The sequence below is a fragment of the Streptomyces oryzae genome, from assembly GCF_017676365.1.
Lineage (GTDB): Bacteria > Actinomycetota > Actinomycetes > Streptomycetales > Streptomycetaceae > Streptomyces > Streptomyces oryzae.
The window spans coordinates 19,892-39,306 of record NZ_JADKMA010000052.1 but is presented as its reverse complement, the minus strand read 5'-3'; the positions used below and the strand labels follow the sequence as shown (position 1 = coordinate 39,306).

The following is a 19,415-nucleotide window of genomic DNA, read 5'->3' as shown; positions in this document are numbered from 1 at the left end:
GGGCGACGTACCCGGAGCGGCCCGCCCTGCGACCGACCCCCCGCCCGGTCCCGACGTACTGGGCCCGGGCGGGGGCGGCGGCCAGGTGCCGCCTCCGCAGCGCAGCCGCGGCCTGATGTGGGCGGGCCTCGTCCTCGCGGGCTTCCTGGTGGTCGGCGCCGCGGCCGGGGGCGTCTTCTATCTGGCAGGCGGCAACGACAGCAAGGGCGGGGGCAAGCCGGCGGCCAAGGAGCCGGCCAAGGCGTCCACCAAGCAGAAGGAGAAGCACAAGCAGCCCGCCGACGAGAGCCCCGAAGGGCCGCGTCCCGCACCGTCCGACAGCTCGGGAGACTCCGGCTCCGGTGACCCCAGCCCGGGCACCGACCCGGACGCGGACGCGGGCGGCACCCCGGGCACCCCGCAGAGCACCGAGCTGCCCGAGGGCTTCACGACGGTGGACGACCCCAAGGGCTTCTCCGTCGGTGTGATGGAGGGCTGGCAGCGCAGCACGAAGGGCACCCAGGTCGACTACGAGGCGCCAACCGGCGGCGACTATCTGCGCATCGGCATCATCGAGAACGCCGGCCAGTCCTCGTACGACAACTTCCGGACGCTGGAGAAGGGCGCCAGTAAGCGGGACGGCTACCGGCGCCTGGAACTGACGAAGAACACCTTCCGGGGACGGCCCGGCGCCCGCTGGGAGTTCGTCTACACCTCGGACGACTCGGGCCGCACCATCCACGCCATCGACCAGGCGTACATCGGCGAGGACGGCACGGAGTACAGCCTCTACGCCGAGAGCCGCTACGACGAGTGGGACCCGGACCGGGAGCAGGTCTTCAGCACCGCGCTGCGCACCTGGGACGAGAACGGCAGCTGACGGACGGCGGGGAGGGGCCGCGGCGCGGCGCGGTCCCAACCCCCGCATAGACTGGCGAGGTCAGCCGAACCAGTCAGTACGCGGGAGTCCCAGTGGCCGATCCCCAGCCGAAGGCAACAGCTTCCGAGCGGACCGCCGATGTGATCGTCGTCGGCGCCGGGCCCGCGGGCTCCACGACGGCGTACCACCTGGCCCGCAGCGGCCTGGACGTGCTGCTGCTGGAGAAGACGGCGTTCCCGCGCGAGAAGGTGTGCGGCGACGGCCTCACTCCGCGCGCCACCAAGCAGCTGGTGGCCATGGGCATCGACATCTCCGAAGAGGCGGGCTGGCTGCGCAACAAGGGCCTGCGCATCATCGGCGGCGGCCACCGCCTCCAGCTGCCGTGGCCCGAGCTGGCCAGCTACCCGGACTACGGACTCGTCCGCAAGCGCGACGACTTCGACGAGCAACTCGCCCGCCAGGCCCAGAAGGCGGGCGCACGGCTGTACGAGCGCTGCAACGTGGGCGACCCGGTGCTGGACGAGCGCACAGGGCGGGTCACCGGCGTACACGCCAAGCTGGGCGAGGAGAAGACGCCCGTCACCTTCCACGCGCCGATCGTGGTGGCCGCTGACGGCAACTCCACCCGGCTGTCCCTGAAGATGGGCCTGCACCGCCGCGAGGACCGCCCGATGGGCGTCGCGGTGCGCACGTACTTCACCTCGCCCCGGCACGACGACGACTATCTGGAGTCCTGGCTGGAGCTGTGGGACCGGCGCGGCGCCGAGGACCGGCTGCTGCCCGGCTACGGCTGGATCTTCGGCATGGGCGACGGCACCTCCAACGTCGGGCTGGGCGTCCTCAACACCTCCTCCGCCTTCAAGGAGCTCGACTGGCGGGAGATCCTCAAGGCGTGGTGCGCCTCGATGCCCGAGGAGTGGGGCTACACCCCGGACAACATGACGGGTCCCATCCGCGGCGCCGCGCTGCCCATGGCGTTCAACCGGCAGCCGCACTACACCCGCGGACTGCTGCTGGTCGGCGACGCGGGCGGCCTGGTGAACCCGTTCAACGGCGAGGGCATCGCCTACGCGATGGAGTCCGGCGCCATCGCCGCCGAGACCATCGTCCAGGCACACGCGCGGGCGACCCCCTCCCAGCGGGAGCTGGCCCTGCGCCGCTATCCGAAGGTCCTCAAGGACACCTACGGCGGCTACTACACGATGGGCCGCGCCTTCGTGAAGCTCATCGGCAACCCGAAGGTCATGAAGCTCGCCACCGAGCGCGGGCTCTCGCACCCGGTCCTGATGCGCTTCACCCTCAAGATGCTCGCCAACCTCACCGACCCCACCGGCGGTGACGCCATGGACCGCATCATCAACGGCCTCGCCAAGGTCACCCCTCGCGCGTAACGGTCGCCCTCAGTCGTCCGCCCTCAGTCGGTCCGTCCTCAGTCGTCGTAGGAGAGGTTCCCCCACTCGTCCATCGTGGGGTGGATCTTCGTCGGCTCCTGGTGGTCCTGGTCGGAGGGGCGCGGCGGCTCAGGACCGTCAGGCCCGATCCGCATCATCCGTTCGACGCGCACGATATGGAAGGTTCGCCCTCGGGCACGCAGCTCATTGGCGCCGCGCTGCCGCATGAACCGCTCGGCCGCCTTCGCGAAGACCTCCACGTCCCGCTCCGAGTACTCCGACTCCAACCCCGGGATCTCCCGCACCATGGGCACGCTCCTGGTGAGGTGGTGCACCAGCCCCCGCCGCGCCGCCTGCGGCGTGGGGAACTGCTTGGCCAGGAACATCGACCACGACTCCGGCTCCCGCTCCAGCACCCGGAACGCCGGGGGCAGCAGCACCAGCCCCGGATGGGTGTGCAGCGCGCGCCGGGAGTCGGCGAGGACGTCCGCGGGGAAGCGCTCCGAGCGGTAGACGTTCTCGCGCAGCGCGAGCCGCTCCAGCCCGTTCGTGAGCTGTACTTCGGCCGCGTGGTCGACCACGAACCCCTCCGCGTCGGACGGCGGGTTCTTCTTCTCCAGGTCCCAGTGGTCGTCCTCGGGGTGGTCGGTGGCGCGGGGCGGCTCCAGCGCGCCGTCACCGATCCGGGCGAACTCGTCGGCCCGCACGACGCGGTAGCGGTCACGCCCGACGGTCAGCTCGTCGATCCGCTTCTTCTCCAGCCGTGCCACACCGTCCAGCAGCCGGCGCCGCTCGCGGTGGTCCCCGGCGCGGTCCTTGGCGTAGTACCACAGATACGAATTCAGCTCGTCGCGCGCGTCCTGCGGGTACCCCGCGTCCAACTCGCCCAGCAGCCGCCACCGTGGCCGGTCCCCGGGCGTCTGAACCGCACACCCGAACAACGGTCCCCGCACCACGATGTCCGGATACCGCTGCCCGCTCCGGAACGCGTCGAGCTCGGTGACCTGGGAGACGGGGTCGTCGCGGTGGGCGACACGGATGGTGAGGTGGTCCGGCGACGAATACTGCTTATGGTGATCCCGCATGCACCCAGTGTGTTGGCGCCACGGCCACCCTGTCAGGCACTCACGGAAACAGCTGTCCGTTCTCGCGGAGTCGGTCCGCAACGCGAAGGGGCCCGCCGCGTGGTGCGGTGGGCCCCTTTCGGGTTGCTGTGGCCTCAGAGCACGCGGACCGCGCCGGTGGGCTGGTCGTAGCTCAGGGGGCGCTCCACGATGCCGGTGGAGGAGTTCTGGGCGCCGATGAACTTGCCGCCGCCGACGTAGACGGCCACGTGGTAGGCGCTGCCCGCGCTGCCCCAGTAGAGGATGTCGCCGGGCTGGAGGTTGCTCAGGGAGACGGGGGTGCCCGTGGTGGACTGCGGCTGCGAGGTGCGCGGCAGGTTGATGCCGACCTGCTTGAAGGCCGCCTGGGTCAGCCCCGAGCAGTCGTACGCGGAGGGGCCGGTGGCGCCCAGCACGTAGGACTTGCCGACCTGGGCCCGCAGGAAGCTGAGGAGGGTGGCCACGTTGCCGCCCTGGGGCGCGGAGGTCTGGGTGAGGGAGGCCCGGTCGGCGGAGCGCGATGCGCGCTCCTTCTTCTGCAGTGCGGCCTTACGGGCGGCCTCCGCCTTGCGCTTGGCCTCCGCCTTGCGCTTGGCCTCCTCGGCCTTTTCCTTGGTCTCCTTGGCCTGCTTCCGGGCCGCGGAGGCCGCGTCCTCCTGCGCCTGCTGGAGGCTGTACTGCTCCGCGGTGTTGTGCAGGGACTCGGCCGCGAGGGTGCTGGAGTCGGCCGTGGAGAGGGTGGGCATCTCCACTGTCTCGGCCGGTGCGTTCTTGTCGGCCGCAAGGGCCGGTGCCGCCGCCGCGGTGAGAGCGATGGTGCCCATGACGCCGCCCGTCATACCCGCACGCAGCGCCGTATTCATCTTGCTGGAGCGGGGCTTTCGGTGGCTGGGAATCTGAGCTTTCGGGGACATGAGGGAATGCCTAGCAGGCTCGAAACACTTCCCTCAACAATCGTGCGATGCGCCACAGTCGCCGTGTACGCGGTCACTTGGGTCCTACACGCATTGCCCGGCGCCCCTTCCTCGACGTGATCATTGCCCAACTACGGGGCCGTGACCACGTAGTTGTCCGCATTGTCGGAATGCCTCGCGCACTTAGCACGGAGAAAAGCCGCGCGCAAAAAAGGCAGCGGCTGCCGAGATTGCGCGTGGCGCAGCTCACATTTTCGCCGCGGGGTCGAACTCAACTCTTCGCGCAAAGCGGGCGTTGGGGATCTATCGCCCAACTCGCTCGGTAACGACCAGGACTCGGCCGGGTCGCGCGGGGGTCTCGGAGCTTGTGCCGGGCTTCACGAGCGCACGATCTCCAGTGGTTGTCACATAGCAGCTGAAACCGTCCAGCGCGAATTTGCCAATGCAGCAGGTGCTTGGTACAGCAATCCGCCCATAATGGGTCTGAGCGGGAACGAATGTCGCCCAGCGTGATCGTCTGAGGGCTTTGCGTATGAAGATTGCCGGTCATCCGATCGGATGATTGGGCGTCAGGTGGTGGAGATCACAAAGTAGTTGGTGTCCCCCGTGTCGCAGATCACAGAGGGGCGGGCTTAAGATGCCTGCGAACAGGGCTTGTGAACTGCCTCACATAGGAGCGATCTTCGTGGGGGTGCGCAGCGGCCCAGCGGTCTGCCGGCAGTCAGAGTCGACGCCTGGAAGGAGACGGGAGCGGTGAACGTCTACACACCAATCCTCGTACTGGGAGCGATCGCGGCCGCGTTCACGGTCTTCTCCGTGGTCGTGGCCTCGATCGTCGGCCCCAAGCGCTACAACCGGGCAAAGCTGGAGGCGTACGAGTGCGGCATCGAGCCCACGCCGCAGCCGGCCGGAGGCGGCCGCTTCCCGGTGAAGTACTACCTGACGGCGATGCTCTTCATCATCTTCGACATCGAAATCGTCTTCCTCTACCCGTGGGCCGTCCATTTCGACTCACTCGGGATGTTCGGACTCGTCGAAATGCTGGTCTTCGTCGCTCTCATCGGTATCGCGTACGCCTATGACTGGCGGCGCGGCGGCCTGGAATGGGACTAGGGGCAGGATAAGCAATGGGACTTGAAGAGAAACTGCCGAGCGGATTTCTGCTCACCACGGTCGAGAAAATGGCCGGTGCGGCGCGTAAATCATCCATGTTCCCGGCGACGTTCGGGCTCGCCTGCTGTGCCATCGAGATGATGACCACCGGAGCGGGCCGCTACGACCTCGCCAGGTTCGGCATGGAGGTCTTCCGCGGCTCGCCGCGCCAGGCCGACCTGATGATCGTGGCAGGCCGGGTCAGCCAGAAGATGGCGCCGGTGCTGCGGCAGGTCTACGACCAGATGCCGAACCCCAAATGGGTCATCTCGATGGGTGTGTGCGCCTCGTCCGGCGGCATGTTCAACAACTACGCCATCGTGCAGGGCGTCGACCACGTCGTTCCCGTCGATATCTATCTGCCCGGCTGCCCCCCGCGCCCTGAAATGTTGCTCGATTCCATTCTCAAGCTGCACGAGAAGATTTTGAATTCGAAGCTCGGCGTCAACCAGCAGGAAGCGGCCCGCGAGGCGGAGGAGGCGGCCCTGAAGGCCGTACCGACGATCGAGATGAAGGGGCTGCTTCGGTGAGTGACGCACGCGCGGCTGCCGGGCCGCAGGCGAAGACGATGCAGACACTGTGCCGCGTGGGCGGAGAAGCGAACGGAGGGGCGCAGTGACGGGTAACGGAAACGGTCCGCACGCCCCCAACGAGCGGGCCGAGGAGTCGCTGCCGGCCCAGCAGTCGGGCGACCCCGGCGAGGTCATCGACGTACGCCGCGGCATGTTCGGCTCCCGCAACGGCGGCGACACCTCCGGCTACGGCGGACTGGTGCGCACCGTACGGCTGCCCGGCGCGACGCCCCGGCCGTACGGCGGATGGTTCGACGAGGTGGCCGACGAGTTCGAGGGCGCGCTGGAGGAGCAGGGGCTGGACCCTGCGCACGTCATCGAGCGGACGGTCGTCGACCGCGGCGAGCTGACCTTCCACATCGCCCGCGAGCATCTGGCCACCGCGGCCCGCACCCTGCGCGACGACCCCGCGCTCCGCTTCGAGCTGTGCACCGGCGTCAGCGGCGTCCACTACCCGGGCGACAAGGGCCGCGAGCTGCACGCCGTCTACCACCTGCGCTCGATCACCCACAACCGGCTGATCCGCATGGAGGTCAGCGCGCCCGACGCGGACCCGCACGTGCCCTCGATCGTCGACATCTATCCGACGAACGACTGGCACGAGCGCGAGACCTACGACTTCTTCGGGCTGATCTTCGACGGTCACCCGGCGCTGACGCGGATCATAATGCCGGACGACTGGCAGGGCTTTCCGCAGCGCAAGGACTATCCGCTCGGCGGTATTCCCGTCGAGTACAAGGGCGCCCAGATTCCCGCTCCTGACCAGCGGAGGTCGTACACCTAAATGTCTTCCACAACCCACGCACCCGCAGGCATTCGGGAGACAACCGAAGGCACCGTCTACGACGTCACCGGAGGGGACTGGGACGAGCTGGCCGCGCACGCCGCCAAGAGCGACGACGAGCGGATCATCGTCAACATGGGCCCCCAGCACCCCTCCACACACGGGGTGCTCAGGCTGATCCTGGAGATCGACGGCGAGACGGTCACCGAGGCCCGCTGCGGCATCGGCTACCTGCACACCGGCATCGAGAAGAACCTCGAGTACCGGACCTGGACCCAGGGCACCACCTTCGTCACGCGCATGGACTATCTGACGCCGTTCTTCAACGAGACGGCGTACTGCCTGGCCGTGGAGCGGCTGCTGGGCATCGAGAACGAGGTGCCCGACCGCGCCAACGTCATCCGCGTACTGCTGATGGAGCTCAACCGGCTCTCCTCCCATCTGGTGGCCATCGCCACCGGCGGTATGGAGCTGGGCGCCACCACCGTCATGATCTTCGGCTTCCGGGACCGCGAGCTGATCCTCGATCTGTACGAGCTGATCACCGGGCTGCGGATGAACCACGCCTACATCCGTCCCGGCGGGCTCTCCCAGGACATTCCGCCGGGGACCGTGGACGCGCTGCGCGAGTTCCTCAAGAAGATGCACAAGAACCTGCCGGAGTACGACGCGCTCGCCACCGGCAACCCGGTCTTCAAGGCCCGGCTGAAGGACATCGGCTACCTCGACCTGGCCGGCTGCATGGCGCTGGGCGCCACAGGACCGATCCTGCGCTCGGCCGGACTGCCGCACGACCTGCGCAAGGCGCAGCCCTACTGCGGCTATGAGACCTACGACTTCGACGTACCGACCGTCGACACCTGCGACTCCTACGGGCGGTTCCTGGTCCGCCTGGAGGAGATGCGCCAGTCGCTGCGGATCATCGAGCAGTGCGTGGACCGGCTGGAGCCGGGCCCGGTGATGGTCGCCGACAAGAAGATCGCCTGGCCCGCGCAGCTCGCCCTCGGCCCGGACGGGCTCGGCAACTCCCTCGATCACATCAAGAACATCATGGGCACCTCCATGGAGGCGCTGATCCACCACTTCAAGCTGGTGACCGAGGGCTTCCGGGTCCCGCCGGGCGAGACGTACGCGGCCGTCGAGTCGCCCAAGGGCGAGCTGGGCGTGCACGCCGTCAGCGACGGCGGCACCCGCCCCTACCGGGTGCACTTCCGCGACCCCTCCTTCACCAACCTGCAATCAATGGCGGCGATGTGCGAGGGCGGCATGGTCGCCGACGTCATCGTCGCCGTCGCGTCCATCGACCCCGTGATGGGAGGCGTCGACCGGTGACAAGCGTCGAGATGGGCATCCCCGAGATGCCCGCGCCCGACTACCCCGCCGAAGTACGGGAGCGGCTGGAGGCGGAAGCGCGCGCGATCATCGCCCGCTACCCGGACAGCCGCTCGGCGCTGCTGCCGATGCTGCACCTGGTGCAGTCCGAGGAAGGCCACGTCACCCGCACCGGGCAGCGCTTCTGCGCCGAGATGCTGGAGCTGACCACCGCCGAGGTCAACGCCGTCGCCACCTTCTACACCATGTACCGCCGCAAGCCGTCCGGCGACTACCAGGTGGGGGTGTGCACCAACACGCTGTGCGCCGTCATGGGCGGTGACGCCATCTACGCGTCGCTGCGCGAGCACCTGGGCGTCGGCGACGGGGAGACCACCGAGGACGGCAAGATCACCCTGGAGCACGTCGAGTGCAACGCGGCCTGCGACTTCGCGCCGGTCGTGATGGTCAACTGGGAGTTCTTCGACAACCAGACCCCGGAAAGCGCCCGCGCCCTCGTCGACGAGCTGCGCGCGGGCCGCGAGGTCACCCCCACCCGCGGCGCCCCGCTGTGCACCTTCAAGGAGACCGCGCGGGTGCTGGCCGGCTTCCCCGACGAGCGGCCCGGCGCCGTGGAGGCGTCCGGCAGCGCAGGCCCCGCCTCGCTGGCCGGACTGCGGCTGGCCAAGGGAGAGAGCACCCCGGGCGTCGTCGCCCCCCGCGACGCGGCATCCGACGAGGAGGGGAAGTGACGACGGTGGCACCACACGACGGCGAGCAGGACGGAACCTCCCCGCAGCCGGAGCGGGGCAGCGCCGACCCGCAGAAGCTGCTCACCCCCGTGCTGTCCGCGCACTGGGACGAGCCGGACTCCTACACGCTGGCGGGCTACCGGCGGCACGGCGGCTACCGGGCGCTGCCCAAGGCGCTCGCCATGGACCCCGACGACCTGATCGCCTACGTCAAGGACGCGGGGCTGCGCGGCCGCGGCGGCGCCGGCTTCCCCACCGGGATGAAGTGGCAGTTCATCCCGCAGGGCGACGGCAAGCCGCACTATCTCGTCGTCAACGCCGACGAGTCGGAGCCCGGCACCTGTAAGGACATCCCCCTCCTTTTCGCCAACCCGCACTCCCTCATCGAGGGCATCGTGATCGCCTGCCATGCGATCCGCTCCAACCACGCCTTCATCTATCTGCGCGGCGAGGTCGTGCCCGTGCTGCGCCGCCTCCACGAGGCCGTACGCGAGGCGTACGAGGCGGGCTATCTCGGGCCTGACGCGCTCGGCCCCGGCAAAGGGCTCGAACTCACCGTGCACGCGGGCGCCGGCGCCTACATCTGCGGCGAGGAGACCGCGCTGCTGGACTCGCTCGAAGGGCGCCGCGGCCAGCCCCGGCTGCGTCCCCCCTTCCCGGCCGTCGCCGGTCTGTACGCGTGCCCCACAGTGGTGAACAACGTCGAGTCCATCGCCTCGGTTCCCGCCCTCGTGGACCGGGGCAAGGACTGGTTCCGCTCCCTGGCGCTGGGCAGCGAGAAGTCCCCCGGCTTCACGCTCTACTCGCTCAGCGGCCATGTCGCACGCCCCGGACAGTACGAGGCACCGCTGGGCATCACCCTGCGCCAGCTCCTCGACATGAGCGGCGGCATGCGTCCCGGCCACCGGTTGAAGTTCTGGACGCCGGGCGGCTCCTCCACCCCGCTGCTCACCGACGAACACCTGGACGTCCCCCTCGACTACGAGGGCGTCGGCAACGCCGGCTCCATGCTGGGCACCAAGGCGCTCCAGTGCTTCGACGAGACCACCTGCGTGGTGCGCGCCGTCACCCGCTGGACCGAGTTCTACGCCCATGAGTCCTGCGGCAAGTGCACACCCTGCCGCGAGGGCACCTACTGGCTCGTCCAGCTGATGCGCGACATCGAGGCGGGCAAGGCGAGCTCCGCCGATCTGGACAAGATCGCCGACATCGCCGACAACATCAACGGCAAGTCCTTCTGCGCCCTCGGCGACGGCGCCGCGTCCCCGATCTTCTCCTCGCTCAAGTACTTCCGCGACGAGTACGAAGCCCACCTCGCGGGCCGCGGCTGCCCCTTCGACCCCGAGAAGTCCACCGCGTGGGCCGATGGCCCCAGCTCCGCTCACCTGGAGGTGAACGCGTGACCGTCACCACTGCTGGCACCTCCCAAGGGGGAGGGGAGGTCACCCCGCCGCCCGAAGACCTCGTGTCGCTGACCATCGACGGCGCCCAGATCTCCGTCCCCAAGGGCACGCTGGTGATCCGCGCGGCCGAGCAGCTCGGCATCGAGATCCCCCGCTTCTGCGACCACCCGCTGCTCGACCCCGCGGGTGCCTGCCGGCAGTGCATCGTGGAGGTGGAGGGCCAGCGCAAGCCGATGGCGTCCTGCACCATCCAGTGCACCGACGGCATGGTCGTCAAGACGCACCTCACGTCCGAGGCGGCGAGCAAGGCGCAGCGCGGCGTGATGGAGCTGCTGCTCATCAACCACCCGCTGGACTGCCCCGTCTGCGACAAGGGCGGCGAGTGCCCGCTGCAGAACCAGGCGATGTCGCACGGCAACGCCGACTCCCGCTTCGAGGGCAGGAAGCGCACCTTCGAGAAGCCGGTGGCCGTCTCCACCCAGGTGCTGCTGGACCGGGAGCGCTGCGTGCTGTGTGCGCGCTGCACCCGGTTCTCCAACCAGGTGGCGGGCGACCCGATGATCGAGCTGCTGGAGCGGGGTGCGCTGCAGCAGGTCGGCACCGGTGAGGACCAGCCCTTCCAGTCGTACTTCTCCGGGAACACCATCCAGATCTGCCCGGTGGGCGCGCTCACCTCGGCGGCCTACCGGTTCCGCTCCCGCCCCTTCGACCTGGTCTCCTCGCCCGGCGTCTGCGAGCACTGCGCGGGCGGCTGCGCCATCCGGCACGACCACCGGCGCGGCAAGGTGATGCGGCGGCTGGCCGAGAACGACCCGGAGGTCAACGAGGAGTGGGTGTGCGACAAGGGCCGTTTCGCGTTCCGCTACGCGCAGCGGCCGGACCGGCTGCACACCCCGCTGGTCCGCGGTGAGGACGGCGAACTGGCGCCCGCCAGCTGGCCCGAGGCGCTGGACGCCGCGGCCCGCGGGCTCGCCGGGGCACAGGGCCGCGCAGGCGTGCTGACCGGCGGCCGGGTCACCGTCGAGGACGCCTACGCGTACGCCAAGTTCGCCCGGGTCGCGCTGCGCAGCAACGACATCGACTTCCGGGCCCGGCCGCACTCGGCGGAGGAAGCCTCCTTCCTCGCCTCCCATGTGGCGGGCCACGGCCGGGACCTGGATCCTCCCCCAGCCTCCGGCCGGGAGGTGCCCCCAGGCGTCACCTACGCGGGCCTGGAGGCCGCGCCCGCCGTGCTGCTGGCCGGTCTAGAGGCGGAGGAGGAGGCCCCCGGCGTCTTCCTGCGGCTCCGCAAGGCCTGGCGCAAGCACGGGCAGCGCACCTACGCGCTGGCCAGCCACGCCACCCGCGGACTGGAGAAGGTGGGCGGCACCCTGCTGGCCGCCGCACCCGGCACCGAGACCGAGTGGCTGGACGCGCTCGCGGGCGGCGTCGGGCTGGACGAGACCGGAGCCGCGGCAGCCGAGGCGCTGCGCGGCGAGGGCTCGCTGATCCTGGTCGGCGAGCGGCTGGCCACCGTGCCGGGTGCGCTCACCGCAGCCGTACGCACCGCGGTCGCCACCGGCGCCACGCTGGTGTGGATGCCGCGCCGCGCGGGTGAGCGGGGCGCCGTTGAGGCCGGCTGTCTGCCGGGGCTGCTGCCCGGGGCCCGTCCGGTGGCGGACGCCGAGGCCCGCGCCGAGGTGGCCCGCGCCTGGGGCGTCGCCGAACTCCCCGCGCAGCCCGGCCGGGACACCGCGCAGATCATCGAGGCCGCCGCCGAGGGCGAGCTGGCCGCGCTGGTCGTGGGCGGGGTCGGCGTCGAGGACCTGCCCGACCCGCAGCGGGCCCGGCAGGCGCTGGAGGCCGTCGGCTTCCTGGTCAGCCTGGAGCTGCGGCCCAGCGCCGTGACCGAGCTGGCCGATGTGGTGCTGCCCGTCTCCGCCACCGTGGAGAAGTCCGGCACCTTCCTCAACTGGGAGGGCAGGCTGCGTCCGTTCGAGGCGGCGATAAAGCCCGACCAGATGACGCGCCGCCACGCACAGACCGACGCCCGGGTGCTCAACATGGTCGCCGACGCGCTCGATGTGCACCTCGGGCTGCCGGACGTCGGCATGGTGCGCGGCGAATTCGACCGGCTCGGTCACCGGCAGGGCGGCACGGGGACGGCCGCCCCCGTCCCCGCGGCCCGCACCGTCCCGCAGCCCAAGGCGGGCGAGGCCGTGCTGTCCGGGCACCGGCTGCTGCTGGACCAGGGCAGGCTCCAGGAGGGCGACGAGGCGCTGGCCGGCACCCGGCATCCGGCGCCGGCCCGGCTCTCGGCCGCGACCGCCGACGAGGCCGGGGTCAAGAACGGCGACGTACTGGCCGTCACCGGGCCGCGCGGCGAGCTGCGACTGCCGCTCCAGGTCACCGAGATGCCCGACCGCGTCGTATGGCTGCCGCTCAACTCGACCGGCTCCGGCGTCCTGGCCGATGTCGGTGCCCTGCCCGGCGACGTGGTGCGGATCGGCCCGGCCGGTGCCGCCGTGCGGGAAACCACGCAGGAGGTGGGTGCATGAGCGCCGGAAAGCTGGGCCTTGCCGCCGAGGATCTGTCGATGTTCGGCACCGACCCCTTCTGGCTGATCGCGCTGAAGGCGGTCTTCTGCTTCGCGTTCCTGATGCTGACGGTGCTGATGTCCATCGTCTTCGAACGGAAGATCGTGGGCTGGATGCAGCTGCGCATCGGGCCCAACCGGCACGGCCCCTGGGGGATGCTCCAGTCGCTCGCCGACGGCGTGAAGCTGATGCTCAAGGAGGACATCACCGTCAAGGGCAGCGACAAGATCGTCTATCTGCTCGCCCCCGTGATCGGTGCGGTCCCCGCCTTCATGGCCATCGCGGTCATCCCGTTCGGGCCCGCGGACAACGAGATCTCGATCTTCGGGCACCGTACGGCGATGCAGCTGACGGACATGCCCGTCGCCGTCCTCTACATCCTGGCCACCTCCTCCATCGCCGCCTACGGCGTGGTGCTGGCCGGCTGGTCGTCCGGCTCGACCTATCCGCTGCTGGGCGGGGTGCGGGCCACGGCGCAGATCGTCAGCTACGAGATCGCGATGGGGCTCAGCTTCGCCGCGGTCTTCCTCTACTCCGGTTCGATGTCCACCTCGACGATCGTGGGGGAGCAGGCGGACGGCTGGTTCGCTTATCTGCTGCCGGTCTCCTTCCTGATCTATCTGGTCTCGATGGTCGGCGAGGCGCACCGTGCGCCGTTCGACATGCCGGAGTCCGAGGGCGACCTGGTCGCGGGCTTCCAGACCGAGTACAGCTCGATCAAGTTCGCGATGTTCATGCTGACCGAGTACATCCACGTGGTGACGGTCTCCGCGCTCGCGGTCACCCTCTTCCTGGGCGGCTGGCGGGCCCCGGCGCCGATCTCCACCTGGTGGGAGGGCGCCAACCACGGCTGGTGGCCGATCCTGTGGTTCACCGCCAAGCTCGCCGTGCTGATCTTCTTCTTCATCTGGATCCGCGGCACGCTGCCCCGGGTGCGCTACGACCAGTTCATGAAGCTCGGCTGGAAGGTCCTCATCCCCATCGCGCTGGTGTGGTTCATGCTCGTGGCCACCGTCCGCGCCATGCGCAACGAGGGCTGGGACTACAGCGAGGTCGTCTACTGGGTCGCCGGGACCGCGCTGGCGCTGCTGCTGATCACCTTCGTCGTGGACTTCTTCCGCGGCGGCGAGGAGGAGGAAGCGGAAGAGGCCGCACCGGAAGAGAAGCCGTTCGACCCGATGGCCGGCGGCTTCCCCGTACCGCCGCTGCCAGGACAGACGCTGCCACCGGTGCCACGGCGGCCCTCGCGCGCCGACCGGGACCGGGAGCCGGTCGGTGCCCAGACGGGCGGGCCGTCCACCGCTACTGACGGAACCGAGAGCAAGGGGGCTGACGGTGCCTGAGAACCCCGTGGCCGGCTTCGGCGTGACCTTCAAGGACATGTTCAAGAAGCGGCTGACCGAGCAGTACCCCGAGTACAAGAAGCCGACAGCGCCCCGCTTCCACGGCCGCCACCAGCTCAACCGGCACCCGGACGGGCTGGAGAAGTGCATCGGCTGCGAACTGTGCGCCTGGGCCTGCCCCGCCGACGCGATCTACGTCGAGGGCGCAGACAACACCGACGAGGAGCGCTACTCGCCCGGCGAGCGCTACGGCCGCGTCTACCAGATCAACTATCTGCGCTGCATCCTGTGCGGCCTGTGCGTCGAGGCGTGCCCCACCCGGGCGCTGACCATGACGAACGAGTACGAACTGGCCGACTCCAGCCGCGAGTCCCTCATCTACACCAAGGAGGAGCTGCTCGCCGGCCTGGAGGAGGGCATGGTCGACTCGCCGCACGCCATCTTCCCCGGGATGACCGAGAAGGACTACTACCGCGGCCTGGTCACCGAGGCCGCGCCCGGCACGGTACGGCAGACGCCCACCGACACCGGGGCCCCGCAGGAGTCCGCCGACACCTTCGGCGCCGACGAACCGGCCGCGGCGGGGGACGCCACCTTCGAGGCGGCGCCGCACGGCCCGATGACCCACGGCACGGTGACCAGCAGCGGGGAGGGGGAACGATGACCGAGCTCGCCGCCACTGCCACCTCCACAGGTGAGGCCGTCCAGTTCTGGGTGCTGGGCACGATCGCCGTACTGGGCGGGCTGGGCACGGTGCTGCTGCGCCGGGCGGTGCACAGTGCGCTCTGCCTGGCCGGGACCATGATCATCCTGGCCATCTTCTACCTCGCCAACGGCGCCTACTTCCTGGGCGTCGTCCAGATCGTCGTCTACACCGGCGCGGTCATGATGCTGTTCCTGTTCGTGCTGATGCTCGTCGGCGTCAGCTCGGCGGACTCGCTCAAGGAGACCCTCAAGGGCCAGCGCTGGATGGCGGCGGGCTGCGGCCTCGGGCTCGGCATCCTGCTGATCGCCGGGATCGGCCAGGTCTCGGTGGGCAGCTTCAACGGCCTGGAGGCGGCCAACGCGCAGGGCAACGTCCCGGCGCTCGCCTCGCTGCTGTTCACCAAGTACGTGGTCGCCTTCGAGGTGGTCGGCGCACTGCTGACCGTCGCAGCGGTCGGCGCCACACTGCTCACCCACCGCGAGCGCGTCGAGAAGAACAAGTCCCAGCGCGAGCAGGCCATCGAGCGCGTACGCAGCAAGCAGCTCCCGCCGCTGCCCGCGCCCGGCGTCTACGCCCGGCACAACGCGGTGGACCGCCCCGCGCTGCTGCCCGACGGCTCGCCCTCCGAGCTCAGCGTCAACCCCACGCTGCGCCGCCGCGGCCAGATCCGCGAGGTCAGCGCCGAACAGCTGGCCCGGCTCGCCGCGATCGAGCAGCGCACCGCCGAGTACCACGGCCGTCCCGGCTACCCGGGCCCCAAGGACCCCGGCGAACGCGCCCTCGAACGGGACGCCGCCGCTGACCGCTCGGAGGACCGGCCCCCGAACGGGAGCAACGGCGGGAGCGCCGACGGGAACAGCGCCGGCAACAACGGCGCTACCGAGCGCGAGGAGGCCGCCAAGTGAGCCCGATCAACTACGTCTATCTGGCAGCGCTGCTGTTCACCATCGGCGCCGCCGGAGTCCTCATCCGGCGCAACGCCATCGTGGTGTTCATGTGCATCGAGCTGATGCTGAACGCCGCCAACCTCACGCTGGTCGCCTTCTCCCGGATGCACGGCAATCTCGACGGCCAGATCATGGCGTTCTTCGTCATGGTCGTCGCCGCCGCCGAGGTCGTGGTCGGCCTGGCGATCATCGTCATGCTCTACCGCGCCCGCCACTCGGCCTCGGTCGACGACGCCAGCCTCATGAAGCTTTGACCTCCTCCCCGGGCTGCTGAGGCCCGGGGATCCCTCCCCCTTATGGAAGGAGCGTTAATACCTTGCAGGTTCACGCTGGTTGGCGCTTCGTCGACCGGGCAGCCCCGAGGTCTCCACGCCCTGTGACCGCCGAGCCCGGCGGCCAGTGTGTTCTTCGCTCCGACGGTGTCGGCGTTCTCCTGGTGCCCGCAGGAAGTGCACACGAACACCGCTTGGCTTTTGCGGGAGTTCGCGTCCACGGCCCTGCACTGCGGGCACGTCTGCGACGTGTACGCCGGATTTACGGTGCGCACTACACAGGCGCTTCTGCGTGCTCGATTCCTGATGGCGAGCTCCAAGCCGTGCCAGCCCTTGTCGCGGATGGCACGGTTGAGCCCTGCTTTCGCCGCGACGTTACAGCCGGGCTCGGCGATGGTCCCCGCAGCCGAACGCGTCATGTTGCTGACCTTCAGGTCTTCCAGGACCACAAGCGCCATCCCGTTCGTGACTTCGACCGCGGTACGCGCTTGGAAATCGCGGCGCCGGTCACGCTCCCGTCGACGGATGATGTTGATCTTGGAGATGCACGTGTTTCTGCGTCGGGAACGGGGCTGACAACGGCTGCGCTGTCGCTCCAGGCGCAGCAGACGGCGTCGTTCACCGGGGCTGAGGAACTCTCGGCCGAAGAACTGCCCGTCGCTCGTCGCCACGGCGTGGACCACCCCGCGATCGATGCCGACCCGACCTGTTTCCAGGCTCACTTGCGGCGCGACTTCGCCGGTCTCGACCAGAAACGAGACGCACCACCGAGGTCCGTCCTGACGCAAGGTGACCGAGCGAATATCACCGTCGACCGGCCGGGAGCGGCGGAATCGCACCCAGCCCAGCTTCGGCAGGTAAACGGCCGACCAACGGCGGTTCAGCTTGCGGATCGGGTTCCCGCCTTGTGGAAACCGAAAGGAGGGACGCCAGTGGTTCCTTCCAGCCTTCGCTCGCCATCGCACCCTGGCCGGGCCATGCCGCGCACATGCGATGTCGAGGTCGCGCAGAACCTGCTGGAGAACCTGCGACTGAGGGGCTTTGAGCCAGCCGAACTCGCGCTTTGCCGCTGTCAGTTCCGCGCACTGTGCCGCGAATCCAATGAACGACCCCCGTTGTCGATAGCAGCGTCGCTGTTCCAGGGCGGTGTTCCACACGATGCGGCATACACCCGCCCATTCATCGGTCAGCAGGGATTGCGAAGGAGTCAGCTCAGCTTGGTACGAGCGGCCCTCAAGCACAGTGCATCACCTCTCAGCACGCCACAGGCATCGTATTCCGCTGCACTGACAGAGCGACGAGACCGGCGAATCAATCCAGTTGGGACACCACATAGGGGTCAGGGGTCCGTTCGCCAGGAAGAGGTAAGGGGTACGAACCAGTGGAGTCAATGATCGGACTGCTCGTCGGGGTGCCCCTGCTCGGAGCCGCCGTGCTGTTGTGCGGCGGGCGGCGCCTGGACCGTTCCGGGCACTGGGTGGGGACGCTGCTGGCCGCGGTGTCCTTCGCGATCGGCGCGGCGCTGTTCGCCTCCATGCTGGGGGAGAGCGCCGGGAGCCGGGCCATGCACAGCAAGCTGTTCTCCTGGGTGCCGGTGGAGGGCTTCCAGGCCGATGTGGCCTTCCAGCTCGACCAGTTGTCGATGACGTTCGTCCTGCTGATCACCGGCGTGGGCACGCTCATCCACCTCTACTCGGTCGGCTACATGGAGCACGACCCGGCGCGTCGGCGCTTCTTCGGCTATCTCAATCTGTTCCTGGCGGCGATGCTGCTGCTCGTCCTCGCCGACAACTATCTGCTGTTGTACGTCGGCTGGGAGGGCGTGGGTCTCGCCTCGTATCTGCTGATCGGGTTCTGGCAGCACAAGCCGACGGCGGCGACCGCGGCGAAGAAGGCGTTCATCGTCAACCGGGTCGGTGATGCGGGCCTGGCCATCGCCATCTTCCTGATGTTCACCACCTTCGGCAGCTTCGCCTTCGCGCCCGTCCTCTCCTCCGCCGGTGACGCGAGCGAGGGCAAGCTGACGGCGATCGGGCTGATGCTGCTGCTGGCGGCGTGCGGCAAGTCGGCGCAGGTGCCGCTCCAGTCCTGGCTGGGTGACGCGATGGAGGGCCCGACTCCGGTCTCGGCCCTGATCCACGCGGCGACGATGGTGACCGCGGGCGTCTATCTGATCACCCGCTCCGGCGCCATCTTCAACGGCGCTCCGGACGCGCAGCTGGTGGTGGTCGTGGTCGGCGGCGTCACGCTGCTGTTCGGTGCGATCGTCGGTTGTGCGAAGGACGACATCAAGAAGGCCCTGGCGGGCTCGACCATGTCGCAGATCGGCTACATGATCCTTGCCGCGGGCCTGGGCCCGATCGGCTACGCCTTCGCCATCATGCACCTGGTCACCCACGGCTTCTTCAAGGCCGGGCTCTTCCTCGGTGCCGGCTCGGTGATGCACGGCATGAACGACGAGGTCGACATGCGGCGGTACGGCGGGCTGCGCAAGTACATGCCCGTCACCTTCGTGACGTTCGGGCTCGGCTATCTGGCCATCATCGGCTTCCCCGGCCTGTCCGGGTTCTTCTCCAAGGACCAGATCATCGAGGCCGCCTTCGCCAAGGGCGGCACCGAGGGCTGGATCCTGGGCGCTGTCACCCTGCTGGGCGCGGCGATCACCGCGTACTACATGACGCGCGTGATGCTGATGACCTTCTTCGGCGAGGAGCGCTGGCGCCAGGCGCCCACCCCCTCACCGGCCGAGCCGGACGTGGAGCCCGCCGCCGAGACGCGGGGCGAGCACGCCGAGCCGCATCCGCACGAGTCCCCGAAGGTCATGACGATCCCGATGATCGTGCTGGCCTTCGGTTCCGTCTTCGCGGGCGGCATCTTCAAGGCGGGCGAGTCGTTCGTGAACTGGCTGGAGCCGGTGACGGCTTTCGAGCACGGGCACTCCCCGGTCTCGGCCTCCGCCGTGACGGCCGCGACCGTCGTCTCGCTGGTCATCGGCGTGGGCGCGGCCTGGTTCCAGTACGGACGCAAGCCGGTGCCGGTCGTCGCCCCGCGCGGCAATCTGCTCACCAGGGCGGCCCGCCGCGATCTGCTCCAGGACGACTTCAACCATGTGGTGCTGGTCAGCGGGGGTACGCATCTGACCCGCAGCCTGGTCTACGTCGACCACAAGGTCGTCGACGGCGCCGTCAACGGCACCGCGGCCACCTTCGGCGGCCTCTCCGGGCGGCTGCGGCGGCTCCAGAACGGTTTCGCCCGCTCCTACGCGGTCTCGATGTTCGGCGGCGCGGCAGTGCTGATCGCCGCGACCCTGCTGATGAGGGCGGTCTGATT

At 69.4% G+C, this 19,415-nt stretch carries 17 protein-coding genes; 14 read left to right on the top strand and 3 right to left on the bottom strand.

Features of this window, described 5'->3' with window-relative positions; genetic code table 11:
• Nucleotides 1–859: serine/threonine kinase C-terminal domain-containing protein (locus ITI46_RS12745; protein WP_504739815.1), on the top strand; the 859-nt coding region annotated here is incomplete at its 5' end.
• Between the two features lie 92 nt (nucleotides 860–951).
• Nucleotides 952–2,250, top strand: coding sequence for a geranylgeranyl reductase family protein (locus tag ITI46_RS12740; protein ID WP_209239620.1), 1,299 nt, complete (start codon nucleotides 952–954; stop codon nucleotides 2,248–2,250).
• Between the two features lie 38 nt (nucleotides 2,251–2,288).
• Here ITI46_RS12740 and ITI46_RS12735 read toward each other — a convergent pair whose 3' ends face one another.
• A complete protein-coding gene (locus tag ITI46_RS12735; protein WP_209239619.1) occupies nucleotides 2,289–3,335 on the bottom strand; it encodes a DUF5954 family protein in 1,047 nt (348 codons plus the stop codon).
• Nucleotides 3,336–3,469: 134 nt separating this feature from the next.
• Nucleotides 3,470–4,267 (bottom strand): C40 family peptidase, encoded by a 798-nt coding sequence (locus ITI46_RS12730; RefSeq protein ID WP_209239618.1) that lies wholly within the window; start codon nucleotides 4,265–4,267, stop codon nucleotides 3,470–3,472.
• Between the two features lie 753 nt (nucleotides 4,268–5,020).
• Here ITI46_RS12730 and ITI46_RS12725 point away from each other — a divergent pair.
• The 11 genes from ITI46_RS12725 (at nucleotide 5,021) to nuoK (ending at nucleotide 16,067) form a co-directional block, all read left to right on the top strand.
• Complete coding sequence (locus tag ITI46_RS12725; protein WP_019354165.1) at nucleotides 5,021–5,380, top strand: NADH-quinone oxidoreductase subunit A; 360 nt, start codon at nucleotides 5,021–5,023, stop codon at nucleotides 5,378–5,380.
• Between the two features lie 14 nt (nucleotides 5,381–5,394).
• Complete coding sequence (locus ITI46_RS12720) at nucleotides 5,395–5,949, top strand: NuoB/complex I 20 kDa subunit family protein (RefSeq protein WP_209239617.1); 555 nt, start codon at nucleotides 5,395–5,397, stop codon at nucleotides 5,947–5,949.
• 85 nt (nucleotides 5,950–6,034) lie between these two features.
• Complete coding sequence (locus ITI46_RS12715) at nucleotides 6,035–6,775, top strand: NADH-quinone oxidoreductase subunit C (RefSeq protein ID WP_209239616.1); 741 nt, start codon at nucleotides 6,035–6,037, stop codon at nucleotides 6,773–6,775.
• Nucleotides 6,776–8,107, top strand: a complete 1,332-nt coding sequence (locus ITI46_RS12710; protein ID WP_209239615.1) for an NADH-quinone oxidoreductase subunit D — start codon at nucleotides 6,776–6,778, stop codon at nucleotides 8,105–8,107. It abuts the gene before it with no gap.
• An 11-nt stretch (nucleotides 8,108–8,118) separates the two neighbouring features.
• Nucleotides 8,119–8,838, top strand: coding sequence for an NADH-quinone oxidoreductase subunit NuoE (gene nuoE / locus ITI46_RS12705; RefSeq protein ID WP_247745893.1), 720 nt, complete (start codon nucleotides 8,119–8,121; stop codon nucleotides 8,836–8,838).
• Nucleotides 8,835–10,241, top strand: a complete 1,407-nt coding sequence (nuoF, locus tag ITI46_RS12700; protein ID WP_209239613.1) for an NADH-quinone oxidoreductase subunit NuoF — start codon at nucleotides 8,835–8,837, stop codon at nucleotides 10,239–10,241. The genes nuoE and nuoF overlap by 4 nt, the downstream gene beginning before the upstream one ends.
• A complete protein-coding gene (locus ITI46_RS12695) occupies nucleotides 10,238–12,778 on the top strand; it encodes an NADH-quinone oxidoreductase subunit G (protein ID WP_209239612.1) in 2,541 nt (846 codons plus the stop codon). The genes nuoF and ITI46_RS12695 overlap by 4 nt, the downstream gene beginning before the upstream one ends.
• Complete coding sequence (nuoH, locus tag ITI46_RS12690; protein ID WP_209239611.1) at nucleotides 12,775–14,160, top strand: NADH-quinone oxidoreductase subunit NuoH; 1,386 nt, start codon at nucleotides 12,775–12,777, stop codon at nucleotides 14,158–14,160. The genes ITI46_RS12695 and nuoH overlap by 4 nt, the downstream gene beginning before the upstream one ends.
• A 37-nt stretch (nucleotides 14,161–14,197) precedes the next feature.
• Nucleotides 14,198–14,824, top strand: coding sequence for an NADH-quinone oxidoreductase subunit NuoI (gene nuoI / locus ITI46_RS12685; protein ID WP_247745891.1), 627 nt, complete (start codon nucleotides 14,198–14,200; stop codon nucleotides 14,822–14,824).
• Nucleotides 14,821–15,771, top strand: a complete 951-nt coding sequence (locus ITI46_RS12680) for an NADH-quinone oxidoreductase subunit J (protein WP_209239609.1) — start codon at nucleotides 14,821–14,823, stop codon at nucleotides 15,769–15,771. Before nuoI ends, ITI46_RS12680 begins: the two co-directional genes overlap by 4 nt.
• Nucleotides 15,768–16,067, top strand: a complete 300-nt coding sequence (nuoK, locus tag ITI46_RS12675; RefSeq protein WP_019354175.1) for an NADH-quinone oxidoreductase subunit NuoK — start codon at nucleotides 15,768–15,770, stop codon at nucleotides 16,065–16,067. The genes ITI46_RS12680 and nuoK overlap by 4 nt, the downstream gene beginning before the upstream one ends.
• Here nuoK and ITI46_RS12670 read toward each other — a convergent pair.
• Nucleotides 16,013–17,326 (bottom strand): RNA-guided endonuclease InsQ/TnpB family protein, encoded by a 1,314-nt coding sequence (locus ITI46_RS12670; RefSeq protein WP_307808152.1) that lies wholly within the window; start codon nucleotides 17,324–17,326, stop codon nucleotides 16,013–16,015. The genes nuoK and ITI46_RS12670 overlap by 55 nt on opposite strands.
• Nucleotides 17,327–17,466: 140 nt before the next feature.
• On the opposite strand from ITI46_RS12670, the gene nuoL reads away from it, so the two are divergent.
• Complete coding sequence (gene nuoL, locus ITI46_RS12665) at nucleotides 17,467–19,413, top strand: NADH-quinone oxidoreductase subunit L (RefSeq protein ID WP_209239608.1); 1,947 nt, start codon at nucleotides 17,467–17,469, stop codon at nucleotides 19,411–19,413.
• Nucleotides 19,414–19,415: the final 2 nt, after the last annotated feature.